Source organism: Chitinophaga sp., assembly GCF_039596135.1.
Lineage (GTDB): Bacteria > Bacteroidota > Bacteroidia > Chitinophagales > Chitinophagaceae > Chitinophaga.
Genome location: NZ_JBCNKH010000040.1, coordinates 44,638 through 64,820, shown reverse-complemented (window position 1 = coordinate 64,820; position 20,183 = coordinate 44,638). Strand labels below are relative to the sequence as shown.

The window sequence follows — 20,183 nt, the reverse complement described above, 5'->3', positions numbered from 1 at the left end:
GGCTCTTCCTTGCTGCCCCAGGCCCCGTCCTCCTCCTCCAACAACTTAATCCCCGTCTTCGTAAACTCAATCTTCCTCGCCTTATACAAACTCCCCGTCGCCATCTTAAACGTCTTCTTACTCATCCCAAAAAACGCATAAATCTCCTCCGGATCAGACTTATCATGATAAGGCAAATACCCGTCATTCTCCCTCAGCAACCGTAAAATCTTCTCCCCCTCATTCTCCACTCTCTTATACCCCATCTCCCCCGCAGACACATCCAGCTTATTCTCATCCTTCACCGCCTTCACAAACCCCTTCAACTTATCCCCAATATCCACCACACCAAACACATCTCCATAATGCAACAACCCAGTATGCTTTTGATTCACAATACACACAAACCCTAAATCTGTTCTCCTATATATAATCAACTCCACCGGATCCTGCTCCTTCACCGTCAGCTCCTCATTACTCAAATACGGATCTAATTTTTCAGTAGCTGCTACCCTACCCGTCCGCTCATCCAGGTAAATCTTCACCAGGTAATCCTGCCCCTTCACCATCCTGCTCATCTGCTTACTCGCCGGCACAAACAAATCCTTCATCAACCCCCAATCCAGAAAAGCCCCCTGTTCAGTAACCCCTGTACACTTCAGGTTCACAATATCGCCCACTACACCATAAGGCTCCTGGTTAGTCGCCGTGAGGCGATTCTCCGAATCATGATAAATAAACACCCTGAGCTCATCCCCCTTCTTTGCCCCTGCCGGTACAAAACGTTTTGGCATCAGTATTTCCTGCTCCACACCATCCAGGAACAAGCCGTACTCACTCTCCTTCTTCACTCTTAAAAGGTTAAATTCACCTACCTTATACATGTAATATAATATTTGAATAATCGCAAAGGTAAGTAGATTTGTGGTCAAACGCAGGTTTATGGCCTTACTCAAACATATCAATCCTTTCTCGAAAACAAACGAAGATACCGGGTTCAGCGCTACAATCAGCAGCTATGGGGACCGGTTTATCAATAAAGACGGGAGTTTTAACCTCCGGAAAGAAGGCAATCATATCTGGAACAGGTACTCTCTTTTCCATATTATGCTCAATCTGCCTACCTGGGCTTTTGTCCTGGTCATAGTCGGTGCCTTTATCCTGGTCAACCTCATTTATACCAGTATTTACCTGGTTATTGGCGCTGCTGAATTACAGGGCATCGGTTCCCATAGTGCCTGGGGTATTTTTAAGGAAGTTTACTATTTCAGCACCGAAACCTTTACTACAGTGGGTTATGGCCGTGTCAACCCGGTAGGTGACGGGGCCAATTTCGTCGCTTCTATTGAGGCAATGAGCGGATTTCTCTCCTTTGCGGTCATAACGGGTCTGATTTATGGTCGGTTTGCCCGTCCAAAGGCACACCTGGCTTTTAGCAATAATGCCCTCATTACTCCCTTCAAAGGTGGCAGCGCCCTTATGTTCCGCTTTGCCTGCTACAAAGATGGCCATACCCTTACGGATGTGACCGTACAGGTAAATGCTGCCATGCAGATCCATGAAGATGGGAAACAAACTTATCGCTACTATGAGTTACCCCTGGAAAGACATAAGATTCAAAGTCTGCCCATGAACTGGACGGTGGTGCATGTGATAGATGAACAAAGTCCCCTGCTGGGATTTACAGCAGAAGATATCAAGGTAGCGGACCTGGAATTGTATGTATTGATCAAAGGGTTCAATGATATCTATTCAAATGTGGTACAGCAAAGAACATCCTACACTTTTCATGAAATAATATACAACCATAAGTTCGTACCCATGTATAGGGAAACGGCAAAGGGTACTGTATTGGAGATGCAAAAATTACATACCACCGTGGAAGTGGAAGCGAATACAGAAATGGTGCCTGTGAGTGCGGTTAGCTGATGTTTTTGTTGGAAGTGAATACAGAAATACTGCCTGTGTGCTCACTTAGCTAACGTTTTTGCTGGAAGCGAATACAGAAATATAGCCAGTGTGCTCACTTAGCTCACATTCTTATTAGCCCTGATCATAGCGCCGTAATCCATCTTCCTTGCCAGACCGGTTACTGCCATAGCAATTCTTTTTGCCTTGGTAGCCGGGGTTTTAGCACTTTCAATCCATTTCATAAAATAATTTCGGTGGCCTTTGGTCAGGGTATTGAAAAAGGCCAGTGCATCTGGTTCATCTGCCAGGCATTCCATAAATTCAGGAGAGCTTACGGGATCCGGATTGTCATCCACCTGGATCTGTACCTGTAGTTCTGCGCCGGCACGCTTGCCAACGCCTTTTCTCAGGTCGGCATTCAATGCCATGATAAAATGCCCCTCCCCAATAGGGATCAATGCTACACCTGCTATCTCAAATTTATCGAGCTTGCCTTTTACCCGGAATGACTGCCTGTATCCGGGTTTTAGTTTTTCAGACAATTCAATGGGGATGTCGATATACGACCAGCCTGTTTTCTCTCCCATTTTCTCGTATTTTTTGATAGTGGCTTTGAATTTTATCATAGGATAAATATAAAAAATCGGTTTTGCCTGACGACAAAACCGATTAAAAAAGATTCTATTCTGTTAAAGACAAGACTGCCAATCACTCCATCACACAGGTCTATCCCCCTGCTTCACCCCAAAAGTAGCCGAAGGCTTACTCCCCATATAAATCTCCATCTTCCCCCCTTTCATAATATCCCTATACAAAAAATAAGACTTATTATACACCACCCCATTCAACACCACCTTCTGAATATACTTATTCTCCTTACTATTCCCCTTCACCACAATATCAAATCTCTTATTCCCCCCTAATTTAATCACCGCCTCATCCATCAACGGAGACCCAAATACAAAAGTACCATTCATTGGATTCATCGGATAAAAACCCATCGAAGACAACACATACCACGCACTCATCTGCCCCGCATCTTCATTACCACACAACCCATCAGCAGCATTCGTATAATATTTCTCCATCACCTCCCTCACAATATCCGCAGTCTTCCATGGCTGACCAATCACCGCATACAAATACGCCACATGATGACTAGGCTCATTCCCCTGCGCATACTGTCCAATCATACCAGAAATATCAGGAGAACTACCCTGCCCCAGGGAAGAAGACATGTTAAAAAAAGAATCCAGCGAAGTCTGAAATTTCTTTTCACCAAACAGGTTCACCAATCCCTTTGCATCCTGTGGCACTAACCAGGTATACTGCCATCCATTACCTTCACAATAATCATTAGAACGATGCTTAGCCTCCAGCGGATCAAATCCCTTTCTGAAACTACCATCTGCCATCCTACCTACAAAGTGCCCTTCAGCAGCATCCCAGTATTGCTTATATAAACCCGCTCTCTTCGTAAAATATGCAGCATCTTTTACTTTCCCCAGTCTCTTCGCCATCTGTGCCACCCCAAAATCAGCAATAGCATATTCCATTCCCCATGCTACAGACTCAATAGTCATGCTATCAGCAGGAATATATTTTAACTCCTGTACAAACTGCAAACCACCCGCTTTTCTCATAGCAGTATTCCTCACCGCTTCGTATGCTAGCGCTACATCAGCAGGATCAATCAACCCTTTCATATAAGCATCTGCAATCACAGGAATAGCAGGATTACCAATCATACAATCGGTCTCACACCCTTCCAACGGCCATACCGGCAGGCGTCCCTGTTGTTTGTAAATCATCAGCATGGAATGCACCATATCTTTTACCAGCGCAGGGTCAATCACAGACATCAAAGGATGCAGACCGCGATAGGTATCCCACAGCGACATTACCGTATAGTTCGTAAATTTCTGGTTAGTATATACTTTCTTGTCGGTACCCCGGTAATCACCATTGTGATCGTTGAACACAGAAGGGAAGAAATGGCTGTGGTACAGCGCAGTATAGAAGGTCGTCTTCGTTGCATCATCTGCAGAGAAATCGATCTTGTTCAGTTCTTTATTCCATGCTAAATCAGCACCCGCTTTTACCTTTTCGAAATTCCACCCCGGCACTTCAGCAGCAATATTGCCCAGTGCATTCTCTTCACTCACCGGAGAAACACCTACTTTCAGGTAGATGTCAGCATTCTTATTAGCATCAAAATACATCGCTGCTTTTACCCCTTTGCCTTTTGCCTCAGCACCCGCTACTGCATCATTGAGGTTAAAGAGGTTTAATTGTGTAATAGGCTGTGAAGTTTTGATAGCAAAGAAAAGACGCTGATCATTCGCCCATCCCTTGGAAAAACGATAACCTACAAAAGTGGTATCATTTATTTTTTTGATCGTCGTCTCTACAGGAGCATCCCAGCACATGTTGAATTCCAGGTCCAACAGCAGGTGAGCGCTATCAGCATTGTCAAAATGGTAATGGTGAAAACCTACTCTTGTAGTCGCAGTCAGTTCTGCTTTTACCTTGTATTTATCCAGGTACACTGCGTAGTAACCAGGTTTTACCACTTCATTAGCTCTCTTGAAATTAGAACCATAACCGGTGCTCATATCCAGGCGGTGCGCAGGCTGTAACTCCAGGTGACCACTGGCAGGAACGATCATCAGGTCATTCAGATCCCCGATACCGGTACCACTCAAATGGGTATGTGTAAAACCAAGAATATCTTCACTGATGTAATTGTAACCGCTACACCAATCCCAGCCATTGAACTGGTCCCAGGTCTGCATCGTCTGGCTGGGCCCCAGCTGCACTGCACCATAAGGTACATTCGCACCTACGAACACATGTCCATGGCCCTGCGAACCAATGTACGGATTGACGTATCCGGTAAGAGATTTATCCTGTGCATACCCCGCCTGTGACAACAGGCTGGATACCAGCATGATAGTAGAAAATAACGTTGAAACTGTGCAATTCTTCTTCAATTCACATAAATTTAGACCTGTTATACAAAAAGATTAAGTTGGCAAAAACATTCAAAAACGTGACCATTGCCAAAAGTAAGGAAATAATTAGCAAAACCCAGCTCTACTATGTTAATCTGCGAAACAGAACGCCTGATTGTGCGCAAGTTTACTCTTGACGACGCACCTTTTATTATGACATTGCTCAATTCTCCCACCTGGATCCAGTTTCTCGGTGACAGAAATATTCAGACAGAGGCAGATGCGCAACAATACCTGATCAATGGCCCGCTGGCCAGCTATTCACTGAGGGGCTTCGGGTTATTTTTAGTGGCATTGAAGGATACCAATACTCCTATTGGCATGAGTGGATTAATCAAAAGGGACGGATTGGAACATGTAGACGTAGGCTTCGCCCTTCTGCCGGAATATACCGGTCAGGGCTACGCGTACGAAGCCACGAAAGCAGTGCTGGATTATGGATATAATATTCTTCACCTGCCACATATCGTAGCAATAGCACGTGCTGACAACAAACATTCTCTTGCACTCTTAGAAAAATTAGGGCTGAAATTTTCTGATACCATTATGCTGGCAGGTATCGAGCATCCATTAAGTTTGTTTAAATAGCCATTTCTCCCGATTCTTCGAGCGGCATTGGCGTGGCTTTTATTGCAGCAGCAGCGGCAGTTGGCATTACTGATGGCAAAGGTCCGAATATCAGGGCCTGGTATGGGGCGAGGGTTAAAATTCCTCCATGCAGTTCAAAAGTCAGCATATTATTTACTAATGGTTCTGCATCGGCCTCCAGCAGGAATGGTAATGTATACACAACGGTTTCCTTTGAAAAGTTAAGCACTACCAGGAACATGGTTTCATCCAGTACGCGGGTGTAGGTATATACCCTGGGGTGTGCTGCATCGTACAACTCATACTTTCCATACACCAATACCGGCTGGTGTTTACGCAATAGTACCACCTGTCTGAAGAACTGTAGAATAGAGCGTTCGTCATTTTCCTGTGCAGCTTCGTTGATAAAGGTATGGTTGTCGTTTACTTTGATCCATGGAGTACCGTCAGTAAAACCCGCATGTTTGCTGTTATCCCATTGGAAAGGTGTACGACTGTTATCCCTCGCAGCTATTTGCTGATCCAGTAAAAAACGGGCAGTGTCTTCACCTTTGTTTTGCAGGTATTTGTACATATTGATAGTGTCAATATCCTTGTAGTCGTCTATGTTTTCAAATCGGATATTCGTCATACCAATCTCATCGCCGTTATAAAAGATGGGCGTTGCGCGCATGGTGAGTAAAAAAGTAATTAACATTTTCGCAGATACTTCCCTGTAGGTCTCGATGTCGCTTCCCCATCGGCTCACCATCCTGGGCTGGTCATGATTGGTGAGGTAAATGGTGCCCCAGCCACCTGTTTCGTAGATGTTGTCCCAACTTGTATAAAGTCTTTTTAATTCTACAAGGTCAATGCCTTTGGGGTCAGGACGTTTGTAAGCATCTTTGAGATAACCCAGGTGCATACCTTCAAAGTGGTAGAGCATGTGCAGTTCTTTCCTGTTTTCTTCCACGAAGTGTAAGGCTTCGTCTATGGTGATACCCGCTGCCTCTGCAAGCGTGGTGATATTGGTTCCTTCCAGCACTTCCCTGTTCATCTCCTGCAGGTAGTCATGCAAATGAGGACCGTGGGCATAATAAGCGCCCCAGTCGTGGGTTTCAACCTCCGGCCAGGTGGTATCTTTACTGATATAACAGATGGCATCCAGCCTGAAACCATCTACACCTTTCTGGATCCAGAAGCGCATAATATTGTATACTTCCTTTCGCACCAGTGGATTTTCCCAGTTCAGGTCGGGCATTTTTGCGGAGAAGTAATGGAGGTAATAACTATCAGTCGCTTTATTGTAAGTCCACGCCCGGCCTGAAGGATCAAAATGACTAAACCGGAAAGGAGGTTCTCCTTTTTCAGCGGGCCACCAGTGGTAATAGTTGTAATAACGGCTGTCCCTTGACAGGCGGGCTTCTTTGAACCATGGATGTTCGTCACTGGTATGGTTCACTACCAGGTCCAGCAACAATTTTATGTTTCGTTCATGCAGTCCTTCCAGTAAGATATCGAACTCCTTCATGGTGCCATATTCTTTCATGATATCATAGTAGTTGCTGATATCATAGCCATTGTCATCGTTGGGAGAACTGAAAACAGGATTGAGCCATACAGTATCTATACCCAGACTTTCCAGGTAATCCAGTTTTGATATAATGCCCGCCAGATCTCCGATTCCGTCTCCATTGCTGTCTTTAAAACTGCGGGGATATATTTGGTAAATGATACTTTCTTTCCACCACATAAAATATCTTTGTTTGCAAAGTGCAATTTTTAAGCCGGTCATACTGTAGAAATAAAACACCGAAAGCGGCCGTAAACCCACTGGCATATTATTTTCGGTAAAATGTCAAAACTGGTTTAATTGAGAACATCATATACATTCACCGGGTCTGCCATTCTTGACAACGGAGCCGGGCTGTTTAGTGTTTGGGCGCCCCTCAGAGAATCTGTTGCATTGTCTGTATTAACACCGGAGCCTGCTACTATTCCCATGCAGAAAAATGACGAAGGCTACTGGCAGGTAATTGTACCCGACGCCACACCGGGTATGACTTACAAATATTTACTGGATGGAAAGATACAACGCCCTGATCCGGCATCACGTTACCAGCCCGAAGGTGTACATGGGCCATCTGCATTGGTAGCAAATAATTTCAACTGGTCTGACGAAGGATGGCAAGGACTCGACCTGAACAAGATGATTATCTACGAATTGCATACAGGTACTTTCACACCATTGCAGAACTTCAAGGGCATACTTTCCAAACTCAGCTACCTGCGATCATTGGGGATTAATGCCATCGAAATCATGCCCATTGCTCAGTTCCCCGGTCATCGCAACTGGGGATATGATGGTGTATTTCCTTATGCAGTGCACAATACGTATGGTACACCAAATGAACTGAAGGCGCTGGTAAATGCAGCACACCAATATGGTATCGCAATGATACTCGATGTCGTATATAATCACCTGGGACCGGAGGGGGCGTACTTTTCTGATTTTGGTCCGTGGTATACAGAGAAGTACAGAACACCCTGGGGAGCTGCGATCAACTTTGATGATCAGCATTCAGATGGGGCGAGAGCTTACTATATACGCAATGCACTGATGTGGCTGGAAGAGTATCGGATAGATGGTTTGCGGCTGGATGCAGTGCATGCGATCTGGGATAGTAGTGCAAAGCATTTTACGGAAGAACTGGCTGAAGCAGTGAATGCATTGTCGCATACCACAGGGCGAAAAAAAATCCTCATAGCAGAAATAGATTTCAACAATCCCAGGTATATCACACAACCTGATAAAGGTGGGTATGGTATGCATGGACAATGGGTGGATGAGTTTCATCATGCCCTGCATGTGGTGCTAACGAAAGAGCAGGATGGCTACTATGAAGACTTTGACGGATTGCCGGCACTCGCCAGGTCGTGGCGGGATAGTTACGTGTATACCGGACAGTATTCCCGGCACAGAAAGCGAAAGTTTGGTGTAATACCACAGGGTATTCCGTATGACAGGTTTATTGTGTTTACCCAAAACCATGACCAGGTAGGTAACCGGGTGCTGGGAGACCGGCTGATGGCACAGTTGCCACTGGAAGCAAATAAACTGGCGGCGGCGCTCCTGCTGTTATCTCCGCATGTTCCCATGTTATTTATGGGTGAGGAATATGGAGAGAAAAAACCGTTTTTATATTTCACGAGTTTTGAAGATAAAGCGCTTTCGAAAAGGGTGAGTGAAGGACGTAAGCATGAATTTAAAACATTTTCATGGACGGAAAATGTACCTGATCCCCAGGCAGAGAGCACATTTGAGCAATCGATACTTTCATGGCCGGCACCGGGACCTTTGCTGGAATATTATCGTTACCTGATTGCGTTGCGCAAAACGAGGAGAGCGCTGTTGAATACAGAAAGAGATAATATCTGGGTGAACATGCCGCAACCCGGAGATGTTATATTGTCGGTAGAACGTGCCGGCAATGATGATCGTTTGTTGCTCCTGTTCAATTGCAGTGATCGGCAGGCGGTGTTTATGCACAACCGTCCTCACTTGTTACATAAAAAGTTCGATTCATCGGTAGCTATCTGGCAGGGGCCGGGTCCTACAGCACCGGACAAAGTTACAGCCGATACTGCAATTACTTTACAACCATATTCAGCCATAATTTATGAGATCATATAATCCGCCGACCGCTACATATCGTATTCAGTTTCACGCGGGGTTTACCTTTAAGCAACTGAAAGAGCTGATACCTTATCTGCATAAATCAGGTATCTCTACTATTTATGCATCGCCCATCTTTAAAGCGACGCCGGGTAGTCTGCATGGTTATGATGTAACAAATCCACATGTCATCAACCCTGAGATAGGAACGATTGAGGAACTGCGGGAGATTCATCAGCTGCTGGAACAGCACGATATGACCTGGCTACAGGATATCGTGCCGAATCATATGGCTTATCATGCGGATAATACGAGGTTGTATGATGTACTGGAAAGGGGACCGTTGTCACCTTACTATGCTTATTTTGATATTGACTGGCATCATCCTGATTTTGCGGGGAAGCTGATGGCACCTTTTCTGGGGAAGCCGCTGGAAGCTTGTATTGTTGATCATGAAATTAAGCTGGCGGTGACACCAGCGGGGTTTACATTGAATTATTATCAGCAGGTATTTCCGCTTTCGGTAGCTGCATATGATCTGATTAGTGAGCAGCTTTCTGACAGTGATGCCCTGCCATTATTAAATTTACTTTCTGCTTTGTACCAGCGGGCAACTGCGGGTACATCGCTGGAAGACTGGAGTAATCAGAAAATGCAACTGATGGCGGGGGTAAAGGATATGAGCATGCTGCGGGCATTGGTGGAAAAGGTGAATAATGACACTGAGTTATTGAGTAAAATTTCCGAAAAACAATATTACCAGCTCACATGCTGGAGTGATGCGGATCAGGCGATCAATTACCGGCGGTTCTTTACGGTGAATGAGTTGATTACGTTGCGGATGGAGACGCAGGAGGTGTTTAATGAGTATCATACTTTCCTGCATAGCTTATATAGAGAGAACCTGGTGCAGGGGTTAAGGATAGATCATATTGATGGATTGCAGGATCCGGGCACTTACATTGAGCGGCTAAGGCAATTGTTTGGCAGTCATTGCTATATCATAGCGGAGAAGATATTAGAGGCGAATGAGAGTTTGCCACGGGAGTGGGCATTACAGGGTACCAGCGGGTATGAGTTTTTGTCATTTACGAATCATTTGCTTTGCAAAACGGAGGGTGAGCAGGAGCTGCATAATTATTATCAGCGGCTGTTGCCAGATATGGATAAGTATGAGGACGTCGTATTGCAAAAGAAACGGCTCATTTTGGAGCGATATATGGGTGGTGAACACCAGAACCTGGTCAGGCTGTGTTATACGCTTAAATTGGCTGATGCACGTGTTAACAGGGATTTATTGAAAGAGGCGATTGGGTTGTTTATGATTTGCCTGCCGGTGTACAGATTATATCCGGGTTCGGGGGATGTATCTCTTGAGGAGCAGGTAGCCTCAACTTTTACGCGGATGCGGTCGTTGAACAGGTCTGCAGAATCGGCTATATTGTTGTTAGAGCAGTGGTGGGAGCAGGATAAGCTGCCGTTTTTAATGCGGCTGATGCAGTTTACCGGGCCATTGACGGCAAAGGGTGTGGAGGATACGGCTTTTTATGTATTCAATGCGTTAATTTCCCATAATGAGGTGGGGGATAGTCCGGTGACTACGCCTGTCAACTTCCACCAATTAATGATTGTCCGCCAGCAGCAGACGCCCCATGCGCTGAATACAACGGCTACGCATGATACCAAGAGAGGGGAAGATGGCAGAATCAGACTGAACATGCTGTCGTTATTTCCCAGGGAATGGGAGGAACTGATCACCCAGTGGCGGGAAATCAATCAGCCGGCGCCGTTATTGAATGATGAGTATTTTATTTATCAGAGTATTATCAGCGGGTATAACGGAGGCATTGCGGTTGAAAGGCTGCAGCAATATATTGTCAAGGCCCTTCGGGAAGGTAAGGTAAATACGAGCTGGGCATCGCCGGATGAGGGATATGAGCAGAATGCGACTGACTTTATAGAGCGGATCCTGGGTAATAAGGCGTTTTTGGGTACCCTGGTACCTTTTATAGAAAAGCTGGATAGCTATGCTTATACCAGTTCATTAGCGCAGACGCTGCTAAAAATTGCTGCGCCGGGCATACCGGATATCTATCAGGGGACTGAGCTGTGGGATTACAGTTATGTAGATCCTGATAACCGTCGGCCGGTGGATTATGGACTTCGTACAAAGCTTTTGGATGAGGTCACGGCCCTTTCGGGTCCGGCATTGTTTGAATACCTGGCCGGGCATCGGAAACAGGGTGTGGAGAAGTTGTATCTTATCTACAAAGCGCTGCATTGCAGAAAGTATTTCCCAAATCTCTTTTTGGAGGGGGATTATTTGCCTTTGCAGGTTAGTGCACCGAATGTATTGGCATTTGCGAGAGTGTACCGTCAGGAATGGGCGATTGTGATAATTCCTCTCCCCGATCAGCAGCCGATGTTTGGTTCGATTTTGTTACCTATGGGAGCACCGGTTCGTTGGAAAAATATTTTTTCGGAGGAGGTGATTAAGGCGAAAGGCAGTTTGGGAGCGGATGTGGTGTTGAAAAAGTTTCCGGTGGCGTTGTTGATTCCAGAAAATATTTGAGGAAAAATTTGGAGGTAAAGAAAAAGTGCTTACATTTGCATCCCCTTAACACGGTAAACAGTTGCCCAGATGGCGAAATTGGTAGACGCACTGTGTTCAGGTCGCAGCGCTCGCAAGGGTGTGCTGGTTCGAATCCAGTTCTGGGCACTTGGCGAAAGCCGGAGAGAATTCTCTCCGGCTTTCTTGTTTTAGAAGAATCATTCCTCTTTGCCCCCCAATACAATCTGCCTACATTAAATGGATCAAGTTGAATATCTGGGGGATTTGTTCGTTAAGCATAAATTTTAGACAATCTAAACAGAAAGAATTCTACGTCTCTTACCCCTCTCATCGCATTTCTAAATACTTTAATCTTAGCATTAAACGACTCTGCAGCAGCATTGGTGGCCCTGTTATTGAAAAAGTTAAGGATGCCCAGGTAGTGATGCTGAATAGTTCTGGCAAGGGTTTTAAACGACGGCAGGCCTGCCTCTTCCACATCATTGTACCATAAAGCCAGTTTCTTGAAGGCCTGTTCTTTACTCGTACAATGGCGAAAAACTTCTCCTAAACGTAATGACAACTGATACCCTTTATGGATGATGGAATATCTTGTAAACAATAGCTCCGCTCTTTGTCTCTGTTCGTGTGTCGGCGTTGAGTACTATAAAGAATTACAAAACACCGGAGATATTGTCTCTGGTGTTTTGCCTATGCAATCTCATGAATCCAATTAGGTCGTATGCTTTTAAAGCAATGTATCACAGCAAGCTATTATTTAAATTGCAGGCTTATCCAGCTTCGTTTACATATTTTTACTTCGTGATATTAACCTTCTATACCCGATAATTACCAACTGGGAAAATAACGTGATTAACGTAAGCGGAAGAAAGTATCCTTTAAGAATAGTATTATAGGATGCTAATTTTACAACACTTTCCGGAATATTCTTTTTTAAGCTCAGCATTGTAATTATGCCAATATTTTCTCCAAGATCAAACACACCAGCGCAAATAGGAAAGAATAAACTGTAGTATATTACACTGTTCCAAAGGCCATTTCTTACAAGCAATTTTGCAATTGAAATTGTAAAAGTAATCATATATAAAAAAATAAATGGCACGTCAGCATACAGTTCAAGTGACAAATAAGCCCTCTTCCCATTGTTCTGCAACTTCTCAAACAGTTGGTGAACATATGCTCCATCATAACCTTTAAACATTGTATCCAGAAGCTGCATATTACCTGATAATTGCTGCAAACCAGGAATAAGAATAAAGGTCATCAGCATAAAGAGAATGACCATTGGCACAATACATACCCAGATGTGGGTCTTCAAAGAAATGTTCTTGATTTTTTGTTTCATTTTTCTGTATAAATATATTTCGGCTATTGTTGTAATTGATTTACAAGCTGTTTTAATTTATTTTACTTGCTAAATAGCCATCCGATCTATTACCTTCGCAAAGGTATTTAGTGAGAAAAAAAGAGGAAATAGTAAAAAATGACCATTTTTATGAAACCAGCAAATCCATATAGTGACGAAATATTAAATCAGGCATTTGCCGGCGAACTTGATCCAAAGATGTCTCTTGAAAAATACAGACATGTTGCTTTCATTTTCTCTGTTTTACAAAACTCATTAGCGATCCTTACAGATTTAAAATCGAGGAAAAACTACATTTATCATGGGGCTATTTCGGAACATATTGGGATTGGAAAGAGAATGACCTCCGAAATATCAGAATCAATTTGGGAGGAAAGTATTTTAAATTGCATACATCCTGATGATCTCAAATCAAAACACGAGATGGAACTGCAACTGTTCCATTATATTAAAAACAAACCTCCAGAAGAACGCTTAAATTATTATCTCGTAATGAAAGTAAGGGTGAGGGAGAAAAATCATTTCTATATCCCTCTTGAGTTGAAAATATTTTATGCATCGTCAGCAGATAGTATCCAACTTGCGTTATACATATATAGCTTTACTTCTGCTAATCACGCAGATCAAAACACACATGGTACTATAATTAATTCGAGCAATGGTGAAACATTTTCGAGTGTTGATTTTCAAATTAAGAATATCCTATCCAAACGGGAAATTGAGATACTGAAAGAAATTGCAAGAGGCAATGCAAGTAAAGAGATATCTGAAAAACTATATATAAGCAAGAATACCGTCGACCGCCACAGGCAAAATATAATAGAAAAATTACGCGTCAAAAACTCTACAGAAGCCTGTCATGCAGCTACTTTAATGGGCATCATTTAACATCTATTTGCTCAAATGAGCCAAACAACAAACCAAATTGAGCCAACTAACAAATCACCATAACATCCCGCTACACTAATTTTGTATTGTTGAAAAAAGTAACAATGCAGGGAAGTCATGAAAAGCCAAACGTACACCGTTCAAAAATTGTTCATTACTGTTATAATACTACTAATAAAGAAGGGGAGCACTTCATTATGGAACATGCACTCAGTTATTTATTAGCCGGCTCACAAGAGTTTTATTCAGACAGTTACAAATACCTTTTCAAAACAGGCGATATTCGGCTATTCGCTAAAGACCAGCTGGGACGCTTTGTAAAAATACCACCAACTGGCGAACAATTTGTTGTCATTACAGTCCGGCTAGACCGCGATACACTGCTGGATATGAGCGCAGAACTACAACTAAGTGCCAGGGATAATTACACCGGGCCACCTGTATTACAACTACCACGTGATCCTTTATTAATCAATTTTTTTCAATCATTGAAGCCATATTACGACGGCATACCACCCGTTAACGAAGCACTGGTGAATATAAAAATCCGTGAAGCCATTATGATATTGCTTGAAGTAAATCCAGTCCTACAGAATTTGTTGTTCGATTTTCGAAAGCCGGATAAAATGAGTCTCAAAGCGTTTATGCTGCGTAACTACTATTACAATGTCAATATTGACAGATTTGCTTATCTCACGGGTCGCAGCCTTGCTACATTTAAGCGCGATTTCCAAAAGACATTTGGCATGCCACCCCACGCGTGGCTTATGCAGCAACGTTTACAGAAAGCACATGAAATGTTGCAGAAGAAAGGCCTTTCTGCCCTCGACGTTTTTGAGGAGGTAGGTTTCAAAGACTATACACATTTTTCGTTTGCTTTCAAAAAAGCATTTGGCTACCCACCATCTGCAACCAAGACATATAATTTCTAAATAGAGCAATATAATATGAGAAAAGTATTAATTACTGGCGCCAATAAGGGCCTGGGATTCGAGCTTGCTAAGTATTTATTACAGCAGGGATATTTTGTGTATCTGGGTTGTCGTAATACAGCCTCCGGACAAAGTACTGAGAAAGCATTGAAAGCAGACGGTTTTGTAAATTGTGAGTTGATAGAAATAGATGTATCCAGCCAGGATTCAGTCACGCTTGCAGCAAAAACATATGGGTCCAAAGAAATTGTGCTGGATATCCTTATTAATAATGCCGGTATTTTGGGACGTCGCCCTGATGTTACGAACCCCTTGAATCTGGAGGATGTACGCTTCGTATTTGAAACCAACTTTTTCGGAGCCATTAGAACCACGGAGGCGTTTCTCCCTTTCCTGGAAAAAAGCAAACTGGCAGTGATCGAAAATATCACCAGTGATCTTGCTTCACTTACCAGGCACCAGGACGAAAATTGGCTGCTCTATAAAGCCAAGTCTATCTCATACGGTCCGTCTAAAACTGCACTGAATGCGTACACCGTGGCATTAGCATTTCAATACAAGGATAAAGGGTTTAAGATTAACTGCGTAACTCCCGGATGGACTTCCACCGATTTCAATGGGCATAGCGGGGGCAAATCGCCGGCCGAAAATTGCATCAACCTGGCGAAGTATGCAATGCTCGATGAAACTGGTCCCACCGGTCAGTACTTTGGTGAACAAGGTGTCATGCCCTGGTAAACTATTTGATTGAGTATTTCCAGTCTACGGATAATCAAGTCAAGTTGGTTCGAAAATAATACGCTACTGGGCACAAAAATAGTAAGATCCGCTCTATGAGCGGGTCTTACTATTTTTATTATTTAGCCACTATTCATCAATGCCCCCTTATAACACTACGCTTATATTCAGTGATAGCTTCGTGCATTTTGCTCCCCAACTCTGTCATAGCCATCAAAACAGGGATAACCGTCTGACCGATCTCGCTTAGTTCATATTCAACACGTGGCGGCTTCTCGTTATAACTATGCCGGATGATCAATCCATCCTCTTCTAACTCCTTCAGTTGTTCGGTCAATATCTTACGCGATATATCCGGAATTTGTACCGCCAGCTTTCCAAACCGAACGGCTCCATTTAACAGCCGCCCCAGGATAATGGGTTTCCACTTCCCTCCTATATAGGTCATTATATGGACGATCGGGCAGGTGGATGTATGTGCTTTGAATTTCTTCATTGGTTACATAAACGTTACCACTTTTCGGCTTTTAGTTACATAAACGTTACTGCCAATTAGTGATGTGAGAATAATCACAAGCAACAGTTTTAGTTACTTTATGAAACTAAAGTAGATCTATTTTTTTGGAAACGAACATTATGTAATTAAAAAACATCAGGCATGGAAAGTAAAGTATTACAAGGTAAAATCGCCCTGGTAACAGGGGGAACAAAGGGAATCGGTAAAGCTATTGTTAAAAGACTGGAGCAGGCAGGTGCAACTGTTATTGTCACTGCCCGAAATCAACCGGATGATCAGAATGCTACAGATACCTTCATTGCTGCCGACTTATCACGGGTAGAAGAGGTAAATAAAGTGGCCAGCATCATTAATACACAATTCGGTCACATAGACATACTGATCAATAACATGGGAGCAAACACATATCCGGGTGGCGGATTTAGTACCCTGACTGATGAACACTGGAGTCAGGCCCTGCAGGTTAACCTACTTTCCTCCGTTCGCCTGGATAGGGCATTACTACCAAAAATGCTGGAGCAAAAAAGCGGTGTGATCATTCACATATCTTCTACCAGTAGTAAGTTTCCCCTCTGGGAATCCACGATGGCTTATAGCGCCGCAAAATCAGCATTGAACACGTATAGTAAAGCATTAGCTACAGAGGTAGCCGATAAGGGCATAAGAGTAGTAACCGTATCTCCTGGTTTAAATAAAACGGAAGCTATGACCGCGTTTTTGGAAGATTACGCAAAACAGGCAGGTATTACGGTAGAGGAAATGAGGGAAAAGCTTTTCGAAAGAGTTGGCGGCGTACCATTACGAAGAATGGCCGCTCCGGAAGAAACAGCCGAACTGATTTATTTCCTTGTTTCACCCGCCGCTTCCTATATCACCGGCGCGAATCTCGTCATTGATGGAGGAAATTTTCCGGTAGTTAACTAAGAAATCCCTGCTCAGGAATCTACTGTCCGCTCAAAAAATGACAAAGAGAAGGTGTCTCAAAAGTAATTGAGGCACCTTCTTTTATTTTCAGCAAAAGTGAAACAAAAAGAATTTTATAGTCACGCAGCCCACATGACAGAGAAACATTAATAATGTGCAATTTGTCAGTTGTACAATCCTTACTGCAGATACATAACCGCTTTTTGCCAGGTAAAATAGTGCAGTGCCTGACTTACTACACCTGCTAATTCCTGCCCTAAAGGCATGTTCCTTGAAACCATATAACAACGCCCCAACAGCAAAGGCGATAAGATATATTACTTCATTGATACCAGAGGTGGCAAAGGCGGGCGCCGGGGTAACCGGATAACAAAATACTTATTCTACTTATCATTGGCAGCAGGCCGAGGAAGCATAGCATCTAAAATCCTATCAGATAAAATTCGCGGAAGTCGCTTGATAAGCGTCAGCATCCAAATTTCGCGCGCAGGAAAAATAAGGAACCTGCCTGTGCCCATGACCTTACGCAAAGGTCTCTCAGCAACATCCCCGGCAGTCATTAATTTCTCAGTACTTTGCTTTTTCATCCACAGTGGCGCTTCTTTCTCCGCCCGATGAGCCATTGGGGAAGCGAAATCACCAGGACAAGCCACATATACCGGGATTTTTTTATTAAGTAATTCCCGCCTTAATGCTTCTGCAAAATTTATAACCCCAGCTTTCGATGCACAATAAACCGCATATCCGGCTATGCCCATTAATCCGCCGCCTGAAGATACCATCAATATCCTGGCTCCCGAAGATAAGAGAGGCAGCATCACGTGTGTCGGGAGAATGGTGCCCCACAGGTTGACATCAACTTGCTGCCGTAATTCGTCCGAGCTATCATAAGAGGAGAAAAGCTTACTTTTTACGATCCCCGCGTTAAGCACCAGAAAATCTAATTTTGAATAATGCTTAGCAATTTCTTCCCGGACTTTCAGCAGCCCCGATTCATCGAGCACATCCACCGGAAAACCCCTGGCTTCAATACCTTCCGCCAGGAGTTGACCAGTTGCCTGCGACAGTCTATCCCGGTCTCTTGCCAGCAAGTAAACAGCGTAGCCCGACCTGCCCAGTCGAATAGCTAATTCAAACCCTAAACCTGATGAGCCACCTGTGACGAGTGCAAGTTTCTTCATAAACTGTGATGCAATTATTAAAAATATTTTTTCATGTTCCCCAGCACGATTTCATAACCAGCAGGAAGCATATGAGCGCCATCGAAGGTGAGTTCTTTCTTCAAATTGCCGTTCGCATCGGTTAAACCGGCATTGACATTAATGAATTCATACCCGTTCTGATGTGCAATTTGTTCAACTTTGGCATTTGCGGCTTTCAGCAACTTGTTGGAACGGTGCGCATACAGCTCTTCTTCACCGAAGCCATCCACTGCATTGATCGGGTAAAAGGCCATCACATACACTTTGGTATCAGGCAGTCTACCTTTGATCCGGCGCAGAATTTCGTCATAGTTCGCGAGAAAAACTTCTTCCGGAACATTAAAGCCAATGTCATTGGAACCGATATTGATAAAAATTTTGCCTGGCGCCAGATCAAAGATTAACGTGTCCATATGGTGAAGCAAGTCTGCTGTCGTCGTTGCCCGCACCCCCCGGTTATAAATCATTTTATCGAGGTGAAGATTTTGCTGTAGTTTATCAATCGGGAAAATTTCCGTAGATGATGAACCAACAAAAACAATCTGCCCTTTTTTTGCAGTTTGATTGTCTGCGGCATACCGGTTACGGATATCATTTTGAAATTTGACGATATCCGGGTGCAGATTCGTTAGTTCGGTTGTTTTGTCTGACATGTTATTTCAATTTTATGCTGTTGCTGTTTTGAAAAAGGCAACGATCCTGTCCTGCGCATCATCGCCATGCATCCATTCGATCATTTCAAACGATCCGGCCGCTTCCTGCGCAGCCCGTTTACGCATGGATGCTTCATAAGCTGCAATAGCCGTTTGTGTATCATTAAAACGATCATCCGTCAGGTATTCGCTTAATTCAAGCGCATCCAGCATGGCCAGGTTGACCCCTTCACCGGAAGGTGCCATGATGTGGGCCGCATCTCCCAGTAAAGTCAGATTCGATTTGGCTTCCCATGTTTGGTCCGCAGGAATGGCATATTGTGGTCTTACCAATAGCGGCAGATCCACATTTTCGAATAACTCAAACCATAGGCTGCCCCAGTCTGCAAACATTGTTTTGAAGCATTGTATGACCTGTACCTTGTCTGAAAAATCAATGCCGCTACGACTTGCCCAGGTTTCCTCCATCCTGCTGCTGACATAGAAGTCGATGCTGCCATCGCCCTTTGCCGAAATGTGCAGGTATTTTCCGGCGTGATGAACATATATCTTACCGCCCTGCAACAATTCATCTATTCCGGGTGCTGTTGTATTTGCGTTCCCGACATTTCCCTGCAGGATGGTAATACCTGCATAAGATGGTTTAATGGGTGTAACGAACGGGCGGATTTTAGAGCCGCCGCCATCCGCTCCGATAACAACATCTGCCAAAGCAGTTGTGCCATCCTTAAATTTTATTTCCCATTGCATGCCGGCGGCTGTCATATCCACGAAATGACGGTTCCATACTACCGTTTCCGGCGCCAGGGAGTTCAATAAAAGATTGCGTAGGTCAGTTCTGTCGATCTCCGGCCTTGCGTTGGGACTGTCAAAATCAATTTCAACCGGGGCCTGTTCATGTTCGTCAAAAAGAATATTGCCGTCCTTATCCAACACACGGCCTTTTTCTGCTCCGGGTCGATACGTCCTTTTGAATTCATTAAGCAGATATGCCGCTTTAAGTGCTTTTAACCCTGACTGCTCATGCAGGTCAAGCGTTGCACCCTGGCTCCGAACATCCCTGTTCAGATCCCTTTCATAAACTTTTACATCTATTCCTTTATATTGAAGCAGCCGTGCTAAAGTCAGTCCGCCAGGCCCGCCGCCTATAATGGCGATTTTTTTGTTGTTGAGTATCATGTTCTTCGTTTACAACGCAAAATTAACCTTACATTTAGGGACAAAATAGTCTGAATTGTTATTAA

Annotated in this window: 17 protein-coding genes, 1 tRNA gene and 1 pseudogene; 9 read left to right on the top strand and 10 right to left on the bottom strand. The window is 43.9% G+C overall.

Translation table 11 applies throughout. From position 1 onward, the window contains the following. On the bottom strand, positions 1–863 hold an 863-nt coding region (locus ABDW16_RS21070), incomplete at its 3' end, for a S1-like domain-containing RNA-binding protein (protein ID WP_343672461.1). 58 nt (positions 864–921) lie between these two features. Between ABDW16_RS21070 and ABDW16_RS21065 the strand changes: the two genes are divergently transcribed. After that, a complete protein-coding gene (locus tag ABDW16_RS21065) occupies positions 922–1,908 on the top strand; it encodes an ion channel (RefSeq protein ID WP_343672459.1) in 987 nt (328 codons plus the stop codon). A gap of 98 nt (positions 1,909–2,006) precedes the next feature. Here the strand turns inward: ABDW16_RS21065 and ABDW16_RS21060 are convergent, their stop codons facing one another. Together ABDW16_RS21060 and ABDW16_RS21055 are read right to left on the bottom strand one after the other, a co-directional pair. Next, complete coding sequence (locus ABDW16_RS21060; protein ID WP_343672458.1) at positions 2,007–2,516, bottom strand: YdeI/OmpD-associated family protein; 510 nt, start codon at positions 2,514–2,516, stop codon at positions 2,007–2,009. 90 nt (positions 2,517–2,606) lie between these two features. Beyond that, positions 2,607–4,883: a GH92 family glycosyl hydrolase gene (locus tag ABDW16_RS21055; protein ID WP_343672456.1), complete on the bottom strand. Its 2,277-nt coding sequence runs from the start codon at positions 4,881–4,883 to the stop codon at positions 2,607–2,609. 108 nt (positions 4,884–4,991) lie between these two features. Between ABDW16_RS21055 and ABDW16_RS21050 the strand changes: the two genes are divergently transcribed. Further along, positions 4,992–5,492, top strand: a complete 501-nt coding sequence (locus tag ABDW16_RS21050) for a GNAT family N-acetyltransferase (protein ID WP_343672455.1) — start codon at positions 4,992–4,994, stop codon at positions 5,490–5,492. Here ABDW16_RS21050 and ABDW16_RS21045 read toward each other — a convergent pair. Next, a complete protein-coding gene (locus tag ABDW16_RS21045) occupies positions 5,485–7,224 on the bottom strand; it encodes an alpha-glucosidase (RefSeq protein WP_343672454.1) in 1,740 nt (579 codons plus the stop codon). The two genes, ABDW16_RS21050 and ABDW16_RS21045, sit on opposite strands and share 8 nt — an antisense overlap. A 120-nt stretch (positions 7,225–7,344) precedes the next feature. Here ABDW16_RS21045 and treZ point away from each other — a divergent pair, with 120 nt between their 5' ends. The 3 genes from treZ to ABDW16_RS21030 all read left to right on the top strand — a co-directional run bounded on the left by treZ (position 7,345) and on the right by ABDW16_RS21030 (position 11,866). After that, complete coding sequence (gene treZ, locus ABDW16_RS21040) at positions 7,345–9,165, top strand: malto-oligosyltrehalose trehalohydrolase (RefSeq protein ID WP_343672452.1); 1,821 nt, start codon at positions 7,345–7,347, stop codon at positions 9,163–9,165. Continuing rightward, positions 9,152–11,719: a malto-oligosyltrehalose synthase gene (treY, locus tag ABDW16_RS21035; RefSeq protein WP_343672450.1), complete on the top strand. Its 2,568-nt coding sequence runs from the start codon at positions 9,152–9,154 to the stop codon at positions 11,717–11,719. Before treZ ends, treY begins: the two co-directional genes overlap by 14 nt. Positions 11,720–11,782: 63 nt before the next feature. Then, positions 11,783–11,866 (top strand) — tRNA-Leu (locus ABDW16_RS21030). Between the two features lie 124 nt (positions 11,867–11,990). Here the strand turns inward: ABDW16_RS21030 and ABDW16_RS21025 are convergent. Then, positions 11,991–12,338 (bottom strand): annotated as a pseudogene (locus ABDW16_RS21025) (transposase); the annotation flags it as partial. A gap of 165 nt (positions 12,339–12,503) precedes the next feature. Continuing rightward, a complete protein-coding gene (locus ABDW16_RS21020; protein WP_343672449.1) occupies positions 12,504–13,064 on the bottom strand; it encodes a hypothetical protein in 561 nt (186 codons plus the stop codon). Positions 13,065–13,214: 150 nt separating this feature from the next. On the opposite strand from ABDW16_RS21020, the gene ABDW16_RS21015 reads away from it, so the two are divergent. The 3 genes from ABDW16_RS21015 to ABDW16_RS21005 all read left to right on the top strand — a co-directional run bounded on the left by ABDW16_RS21015 (position 13,215) and on the right by ABDW16_RS21005 (position 15,643). Next, positions 13,215–13,973: a LuxR C-terminal-related transcriptional regulator gene (locus tag ABDW16_RS21015; RefSeq protein WP_343672448.1), complete on the top strand. Its 759-nt coding sequence runs from the start codon at positions 13,215–13,217 to the stop codon at positions 13,971–13,973. 89 nt (positions 13,974–14,062) lie between these two features. Then, on the top strand, positions 14,063–14,905 hold the full coding sequence (locus ABDW16_RS21010; protein WP_343672447.1) for an AraC family transcriptional regulator: 843 nt from the start codon (positions 14,063–14,065) through the stop codon (positions 14,903–14,905). 15 nt (positions 14,906–14,920) lie between these two features. Next, a complete protein-coding gene (locus tag ABDW16_RS21005) occupies positions 14,921–15,643 on the top strand; it encodes an SDR family NAD(P)-dependent oxidoreductase (protein ID WP_343672446.1) in 723 nt (240 codons plus the stop codon). A gap of 136 nt (positions 15,644–15,779) precedes the next feature. Here ABDW16_RS21005 and ABDW16_RS21000 read toward each other — a convergent pair whose 3' ends face one another. Continuing rightward, complete coding sequence (locus tag ABDW16_RS21000; RefSeq protein WP_343672445.1) at positions 15,780–16,139, bottom strand: helix-turn-helix domain-containing protein; 360 nt, start codon at positions 16,137–16,139, stop codon at positions 15,780–15,782. A 162-nt stretch (positions 16,140–16,301) separates the two neighbouring features. Here ABDW16_RS21000 and ABDW16_RS20995 point away from each other — a divergent pair, with 162 nt between their 5' ends. Continuing rightward, a complete protein-coding gene (locus ABDW16_RS20995; protein ID WP_343672444.1) occupies positions 16,302–17,084 on the top strand; it encodes an SDR family oxidoreductase in 783 nt (260 codons plus the stop codon). 383 nt (positions 17,085–17,467) lie between these two features. On the opposite strand, the gene ABDW16_RS20990 is transcribed toward ABDW16_RS20995, so the two are convergent. From ABDW16_RS20990 to ABDW16_RS20980, 3 genes are read right to left on the bottom strand one after another with little or no spacing between them, the layout of a single operon-like run. Continuing rightward, the gene (locus ABDW16_RS20990) at positions 17,468–18,265 is read right to left on the bottom strand and encodes an SDR family oxidoreductase (protein ID WP_343672443.1); all 798 of its coding nucleotides are present in this window, start codon (positions 18,263–18,265) and stop codon (positions 17,468–17,470) included. A gap of 17 nt (positions 18,266–18,282) precedes the next feature. Further along, positions 18,283–18,939, bottom strand: a complete 657-nt coding sequence (locus ABDW16_RS20985; RefSeq protein ID WP_343672441.1) for a GDSL-type esterase/lipase family protein — start codon at positions 18,937–18,939, stop codon at positions 18,283–18,285. Positions 18,940–18,951: 12 nt separating this feature from the next. Continuing rightward, positions 18,952–20,118, bottom strand: a complete 1,167-nt coding sequence (locus ABDW16_RS20980; protein ID WP_343672439.1) for an FAD-dependent monooxygenase — start codon at positions 20,116–20,118, stop codon at positions 18,952–18,954. Positions 20,119–20,183 lie beyond the last annotated feature (65 nt).